This window comes from Kitasatospora sp. NPDC059747, from assembly GCF_042732955.1.
GTDB lineage: Bacteria > Actinomycetota > Actinomycetes > Streptomycetales > Streptomycetaceae > Kitasatospora.
Genome location: NZ_JBHWGV010000221.1, coordinates 1 through 7,160 on the forward strand (window position 1 = coordinate 1; position 7,160 = coordinate 7,160).

Sequence of the window (7,160 nt, forward strand, 5' to 3'; positions counted from 1 at the left end):
TCGTCAACTTCGCCGCCGTCATCGTCATGGTGCTGCTCTTCCTCAAGGTCAGCCGCTGGAACGAGCAGGAGAACCGATGAACCGCCCGCCCCGGTCGCCCGCCCGCCGCCCGACCGCCCGGACCGCCCTCTACGCCGCCACCGCCTGGGCACTCGCGGCCCTCTTCCTCCTGCCCTACCTGGAGATGCTCGTCACGGCCACCCGGCCCGCGGGCCAACTGCGCGACAACGCCTACCTGCCGACCAGCTTCGACCTCTCCTCCTTCACGAGGGTCTGGACCGACACCACCCTCGGCGGCAACCTCCGCACCACCCTCCTTGTCGCCGGTGGCTCCACCCTGCTCGTGCTGCTGGTCGCCCTGCCCGCCGCGCACCACACCGCCCGGGTCCGCTTCCGCGGCCGCAAGGCGTTCCTGCTCCTCGTCCTGATCACCCAGATGTTCCAGCCCACCGCACTCCAGGTCGGCCTCTACCGGGAGTTCCACACCCTCGGCCTCCTCGACAGCGTGGGGGTGCTGGTGCTCGCCAACGCCGCCTTCAACCTGGCGTTCGCGATCTGGATCCTCAGCGCGTACATCGCCTCCATCCCGGTGGAACTGGAGGAGGCCGCCCAGATCGACGGCAGCAGCCGGATCGGCGCGTTCTTCCGCGTCACCCTGCCGCTGGCCCTGCCCGGCGTCGTCACCGCCGTGATCTTCACGTTCATCTCGGCCTGGAACGAGTTCGTCATGGGGCTCACCCTCACCACCACGCCCGAGCGCCAGCCCCTCACCGTCGGGATCGACAACATGATCGGCGCCTACAGCGTGCAGTGGAACCAGGTGTTCGCCGCGTCACTCGTCGCGATCGTCCCCGTCGTCATCCTCTTCGCCTTCATCGAACGCCACGTCGTCGCGGGCCTCACCGCCGGCTCGGTCAAGTAGCGAAACGGACGGGGAGACCTCCTCGGCCGGTCCCACATGATCCACGCGCGATATACGCTTGGTGACGGCGCAGACAGTGGAAAGTGGAGTGGGCATGCACGACCGGTGGACGCGACTGCTCGAAATCCTGGGCGACAAGGGCCGGATCGACGTCGTCGAGGCCGCCGAGCTCCTGGGGGTCTCCACGGCCACGGTGCGCCGTGACATGGAGGAGCTGGCCCGGCAGCAGCTGCTGACCCGCACGCGCGGCGGCGCGGTCCTGGGCGGGGTCGCCTACGACCTGCCGCTGCGCTACAAGACCGCGCGGCAGGCCGACGAGAAGCACCGCATCGCGCGTGCGGCCGCCGGGCTCGTGCCGCCCGGCGCGGTCGTCGGCCTCAACGGCGGGACGACGACCTCGGAGGTCGCCCGCGAGCTGGCCGTCCGGGCGGACCTCGCCGAGCACACCGAGGGGCCGGCGCTGACCGTCGTCACGAACGCCATCAACATCGCCAACGAGCTGGCGGTGCGCCCGTACGTGAAGACGGTCATCACCGGGGGCGTCATCCGGTCCAACTCCTACGAGGCGACCGGCCCCTTGGCCACCCTCGTGCTCCAGGGCCTCTCGATGGACTGCATGATCCTCGGCGTGGACGCGATCGACCCCGCCTTCGGCGCGGCCACCCACGACGAGGGGGAGGCCAGTACGAACCGCGCCATGACGGAGCGGGCCGCCAAGGTGATCGTCGTCGCCGACTCCACCAAGCTCGGCCGGCGCGCCTTCGCCAAGGTCTGCGCGATCGGCGACATCGCGGTACTGGTCACCGACGGCGACGCACCCGACGAGGTGGTCGAGCAGATCGCCGCCCAGGGCGTCGAGGTGCTCTGCGTCTGACGACCGCCGCGGGCGGCCGTGCAGTCCGGATCCGTGCTGCACCGGGCGGTCACAGCGTGTCGGCTAGCCGAACGTGAACCAGTTGACGTTGACGAAGTCGGCGCCCTGGCCGCTGGCGAAGGTGAGGTAGACGGTGTGCGTGCCGGTGGTCCGGGTGATGTCGGCGGGCACCGTCCGCCAGGCCTGCCAGCCGCCGGTGTTGGCGACGGCGAAGCTGCCGACCGGTGCCGCGGTCGGGCTGTCCAGCCTGACCTGGACCAGACCGCTGACGCCGGGGGCGGCGCCGGAGGCGACCCGGGCGAGGAAGCGCGTCGCGCCGGAGCCGCCGAAGTCGACGCCCGCGTAGGCGAGCCAGTCGCCGTTCGCGATCCAGCCGACGTCGTGGCCGCCGCCGGTGTCGGCGCAGGGCTCCAGCGCGGTGCCGGACTGCGCGCTGTAGGACTCGGCCCGGATGGTGCCGAACGCGCTGGTCCCGCCGCCGGGTTGGGGCGACGGCGACGGCGACGGCCCTGGGCCGGGCGGGGTCCGGGTGCCGCCGACGGTGACGGACAGCAGGGTCGGGTTCGCCGACTGCACCTTGCCCTCGAAGTCCACGCCGGCCGGGTGGACGTCGTCGTAGGGGAACGCGTAGCCGAGGTGGTCGGGGTTGGTCGCGTGCAGGATGCGGGCGTAGTGGTTGGTGCGCGCGGCGGTGTAGAAGGCGGCCGGGTTCTCACCGTCGGGCTGATGCGGATCGTCCAGCAGGGTGGTGCGGTTGAGCGCGGCGGCGAGGCGTGCGCTCAGGTTGCCCATGAGGTCGTTGCCGGTGGTGAACGGCGCCGAGCTGCAGTTGAAGACGGCGGCGGTGGAGGGCCTGGTGAAGCCGCCGGCACCGGGGAAGGTGAGGACGCCGTCGCGGACCCGGCCGGTGACGGTGCCCCAGCCGGACTGGGTGTCGACCACGAGGTCGGTGCTCTGGTACTTCTGCCACACGGCGGCGAGGTAGTCGTCCAGGTAGCCGTTGAACAGTGACGGGTCGCTGCTGATCGCGGTGTTGGGGCTGAGGATGCGCAGGGTCCGGCCGGCGGGGTCCGGGACGATCAGCCGGGACCAGTCGCCGCCGTCGGCGGTGGCCTGCGTGCGCAGCGCGGCCGCGGCGGACTCCAGGCCGCCGACGGGCAGGCCGCTGACGCTCTGCCGTCCGTCGCCGGCGGTCAGGTCGAAGGCGATCGGGACGGCGGCGAAGTCGACGTAGCTGATGTTGGCGTACAACTGGTCGGGCCCGTAGGTGAATTCGCAGAAGCCGTAGGCGGTGGCGATGTTGGGATCGGTGGGGTTGCTCACCGAGGGCAGCGCGATGCCCGGGCCCGGGTTGATCAGGAAGGTGAGCTCGCGGCCGATGGAGAAGTAGATCCGCCCGCTGGAGAGGTACGGCAGGCTGATCCGCCGCGGGGTGCCACCGGATGCGCCCAGCGCGATGGCGCAGTCGGCCCCGAGCGGCGCGCCCGGGGCGCTGGGGGAGGGCGGGTGGTAGAGCGTGCTGCCGTCGGAGCGCAGGAAGGCCCAGCTGTTGCCCTGGGCGGGGTCGAGACCGAGGACGTAGGCGTAAACCGGCTGGGACGGCACGGTGTTGACCAGATCGACGTCGAGCCGCTGCGGGGTGGTGGTGCCGTCGGCGCGCTGCGACAGGGCGAACAGCGCGGGCGTGGCCAGGGCCGCGACGGAGGCGCCGAGCATGGTCCGACGAGTGATCACGGGGACTCCGGGGGGTGGGGGACGGGCGGCGACCCGGACGGCGCCGCCTGCCCGCCACCCTCCCGCCGGGGCGCGAACACGTCAATATCTGTCACCGTAAGCGGCTCTTAAGCCTGCTTCGGTTGATTTCCCGAAGGCAGCCGTCGGCAGCTCGGGTTCTCATGCCGCCTTCCCGTGACATGTGTGCGTGTCGCCATCCGATCGCGCCCATGCGGCGGGACGGGTCTTCCTGGGTGCGCCACTCCCAGGAAGGGTCGGCGTACGATCCCTGGCATGAGCCGCTCTGACCTGGGGGATTTCCTGCTGGCGCGCCGTTCGAGGGTCGGCCCGGCCGACGTGGGGCTGCCGAGTTCCGCGGGCCGTCGGGTGAGCGGGCTGCGGCGCGAGGAGGCCGCCGTCCTGGCGGGAGTCAGCGCCGACTACTACACGCGGCTGGAGCAGGGACGCGAGCGGCATCCCTCGGGGCAGGTCGTCGACGCCCTCGCGCGGGCCCTCAAGCTCGATGCCGATGCCTGGTGGCACGCCTACCGCCTGGCCGGGCTCGTGCCGGGCACCCAGGCCCACGCCCCGGACGAGGAACTGGTCGCACCGGAGCTGCTGCGCCTGATGGACGCGTTCCCGTCGGCCGTGGCCTACGTGGTCGACCGCCGGCTGGACGTCCTCGCCGCGAACCCCCTCGCGGACGCGTTGCTCTCCCCGCTCGCGGACCGGCGCGGCATGGTCCGTTCCCTGTTCCGCGATCCGGCGGCCCGGGAGCTGTTCGTCGACTGGCCCACCGTGGCCCGCGACACCGTCGCCGCGCTGCGGCTGGCCTACGGGCACGGCCGGCACGACCCGCGCACGATCGCCCTGGTCGACGAACTCCGTGCGGAGAGCGAGGAGTTCGCGGCCCTGTGGAGCCGGCAGGACGTCGGCCGGCTCGGGAGCAGGAGCAAGACCTTCCAGCATCCGCGCGTGGGACGGCTCACCCTCGCCTACCAGGCGTTCGACGTGCAGGACGCGTCCGGACAGTACTTGCTGGTCGGCACCGCGGAGCCCGGCAGCCGTGACGCCGAGCGCCTGGCGCTGCTCGCCGCCACCGTCGACCGGGGGTAGCGGACGGCAGTACGGCTCAGCTCCGGACCGGTCTGGACCGGAATCGCCGAGAACGCTGCTATGCCGTGCGGACGGCGGGATCCGGACATCGTCCCGGTCGTGGCAACCGGGTGGGACACCGGTCACGTCTTCGGTCGGACGGGGCGGACCGGGAGCCGGGAGGGGACGATGGGGCAGCGCGAGTTGGAGCCGAAGCTGGCCGCGCACGTGCGGGCGGCGTTCGCGGAGTTCGGGAACGAGGTCACCCTGCACGGGGAGGTGGCCCGGGACCTTCACGGGCGCGACTACGGGCTCGGCGGGCTGCTGGAGCTGGTGGAACGGCGGCCGGACGTTCCGCTGGAGGAACTGGTCCGGGCCCGCGTCCTCGAACTGGTCGTCGCCGTCCAGGGGCCGATGGCGGGCGACGCGGGCTCTCCGGAGGAGACGGCCGCCCGGCTCTACCCGGTGCTCCTGGACGCCACCACGCTGGTCGACCCCGCGCGGTTCCCGCACGCGCTCGAAATTGCGCCCGGGGTACTGGAGTTACTCGCGCTGGAGTCGCCCGTCGGCTGGCAGGTGCTGACGTCGGACGCCGTCGCCGAACTCGGGGACGCGTCGCGGTTGCGCGTGGACGCACGGGCGCGGCTCGCCCGGCTGCCCGTCGAGCGGCACGAGGTCCGGCCGACCGGGCAGGGCGGCAGCCTCCACGTCGTCACCGGGGGCTCGGCGCTGACGGGGAGCCGGGTCCTCGTCCTGGACGCGCTCTACCGCGCGGTCGCCGGGCGGGACCTGCCGCCGGACGGCGCGGTGGTGGCGTTCCCGACGCCGTTCCGGTTGCTGTTCGCGCCGTTCGACGTCGAAGTACCGGATGTGCTGCAGGTCCTGATCGAGACGGCCGCCCGGGAGTGCGACGCGTCCGCCGCGCCGCTGTCCCGGCACACCTACTGGTGGCGCGGCGGAGAGCTGACGCCGCTCACCGAGGTGGGCGAGGGCGGTCTGCTGGACCTCGTGCACGTGGACGAGGTGATCGCCGCGGTCACCCGGCTGGCCGGCGGGGGAGGGGACCTGCCCGCGCCGCGTCCGCACCACTACCGCTTCGCGCACCGCCTGCTGCCCTCGCTCCCGGAGCTGGGCTCGGTACCGGGGGAGCGGCTCGACACCGAGCTGCGACGGCTCTGGGAGGAGTACGGCGCGAGCCTGCCCGTCGAGCACCGGCTGGAGCCCGACGGCCTCCGGGGCGGTTTCGTCCGGGGCGGGCGGCACCGCATGCTCCTCGTCGCCCTGCCGGTGCCGCGGGCGGCGACGGAAGCCTTCGCGGTGGTGCTGGCCTGGCCGAGCGACGGGTCCGCGTTGCGGACCTTCACCCTGGAGTACGCGGTCGACCCGATTACGGGCGAGCGCGGGGCGGTGCTGGGCGAGTGGGAGGGGGAAGGACGCCACCGTCTGCACCGGACCGGCATAACCGCCGAGGCCCGCCCCTTCCTCCACGCCGTCGAGGCCCTCCTCGACCCGCCACCGCCACCGCCACCGCCGGCGAAGCGGCGCGGCCTGTTCCGCCGCTGACGGGTGATCTCCGCCGGAGCCGTCCGCCCACGGCTGGCACGGGCCCGGTGTCATCGACGCACACCGGGCCCGTGACCTGCAACTTCACGATGCACACCGCCCACTGGTGCCTGGGGTGGGCGATGCTTTCAGCAGCCGCTCGTGGTTCCGGGGCCGGCGGGCAGGGCGAGGGTGCAGGAGTTGGTTCCACCGTCGAGGTTGATGGAGCCGGTGTTGGCGTCGGAGCGCACCGGCAGGCCCAGGGCGAGGCGGGAGCCGCCGGTGGCGGTGAGGGTGTCGTTGCCGCTGCCGCCGGTGATGGTGCCGGAATTGCCGATGCCGCCGGTGGCGGTGAGCAGGCTTCCCGGGATGCTGATGGCGCCCGCGTCGCCGCCCTGAACGCTGAAGGTGGTGGCGTTGGCGGTACTGCCGGTGATGGTGCCGGCGTTGCCGGCCCCGCCGGTGCCCGAGGCCGCGCCCAGCAGGGTCAGGCAGGCGCCGCCGTTGCCGCCGTTTACCGTGATCGCGACTCCGGCCGGGGCCTGGCCGGCGGCGATGGTGCCCTTGCCGGTGCTGCCGGCTCCGCCGTCGCCGCCCTTGCCCAGGGTGATCAGGCTGCTGCAGCTCGCGCCGACCGCGCCGGTGGCGGTGATGGAGGTGGTGGCGGGGCCGCCGGTCACCCTCCCGGCGCCGCCCGTGGCGGCACCGCCGTCACCGATGCCTCCGACGCCGTTGCCCCCGTCACCGCTGACGGTGGTAGGGCCGGCGCCGGCGCCGGATCCGGAACCGACACCGGCGCCGCCGGTGGTGGTGATGGAGGTGGTGGCGGCCCCGCCGGTCAGCGTGCCGCTGCCGCCGGTGGCGGATCCGGAGGTCCCCACGCCGGTGCCGCCGGTGCCGGTACCGCCGACGCCGCCGAAGCCGTCGCTCCCCACGTTGTTGCCGGCGCCGCCCCCGCCGCCGACGCCGCCGTCACCACCGGTGGCGGTGAGCGTGCCGGCGGGGGTGGTGCCC

Annotated in this window: 5 protein-coding genes and 1 pseudogene; 4 read left to right on the plus strand and 2 right to left on the minus strand. The window is 73.3% G+C overall.

Annotation, left to right across the window (positions count from 1 at the left end; translation table 11 throughout):
- Positions 1-76 precede the first annotated feature (76 nt).
- The gene (locus ACFV4G_RS42510; RefSeq protein ID WP_380448867.1) at positions 77-922 is read left to right on the plus strand and encodes a carbohydrate ABC transporter permease; all 846 of its coding nucleotides are present in this window, start codon (positions 77-79) and stop codon (positions 920-922) included.
- 94 nt (positions 923-1,016) lie between these two features.
- On the plus strand, positions 1,017-1,796 hold the full coding sequence (locus ACFV4G_RS42515; protein ID WP_380448870.1) for a DeoR/GlpR family DNA-binding transcription regulator: 780 nt from the start codon (positions 1,017-1,019) through the stop codon (positions 1,794-1,796).
- A gap of 63 nt (positions 1,797-1,859) precedes the next feature.
- Here ACFV4G_RS42515 and ACFV4G_RS42520 read toward each other — a convergent pair whose 3' ends face one another.
- Positions 1,860-3,530, minus strand: coding sequence for a beta-1,3-glucanase family protein (locus ACFV4G_RS42520; protein WP_380448872.1), 1,671 nt, complete (start codon positions 3,528-3,530; stop codon positions 1,860-1,862).
- Between the two features lie 273 nt (positions 3,531-3,803).
- Between ACFV4G_RS42520 and ACFV4G_RS42525 the strand changes: the two genes are divergently transcribed.
- Both ACFV4G_RS42525 and ACFV4G_RS42530 read left to right on the plus strand, forming a co-directional pair.
- Positions 3,804-4,625 (plus strand): helix-turn-helix domain-containing protein, encoded by an 822-nt coding sequence (locus ACFV4G_RS42525; RefSeq protein WP_380448875.1) that lies wholly within the window; start codon positions 3,804-3,806, stop codon positions 4,623-4,625.
- 168 nt (positions 4,626-4,793) lie between these two features.
- Entirely contained in the window at positions 4,794-6,167 is a 1,374-nt protein-coding gene (locus ACFV4G_RS42530; RefSeq protein WP_380448877.1) for a hypothetical protein, read from the plus strand.
- A 128-nt stretch (positions 6,168-6,295) separates the two neighbouring features.
- On the opposite strand, the pseudogene ACFV4G_RS42535 reads toward ACFV4G_RS42530, so the two are convergent.
- Positions 6,296-7,160 (minus strand): annotated as a pseudogene (locus ACFV4G_RS42535) (hypothetical protein); the annotation flags it as partial.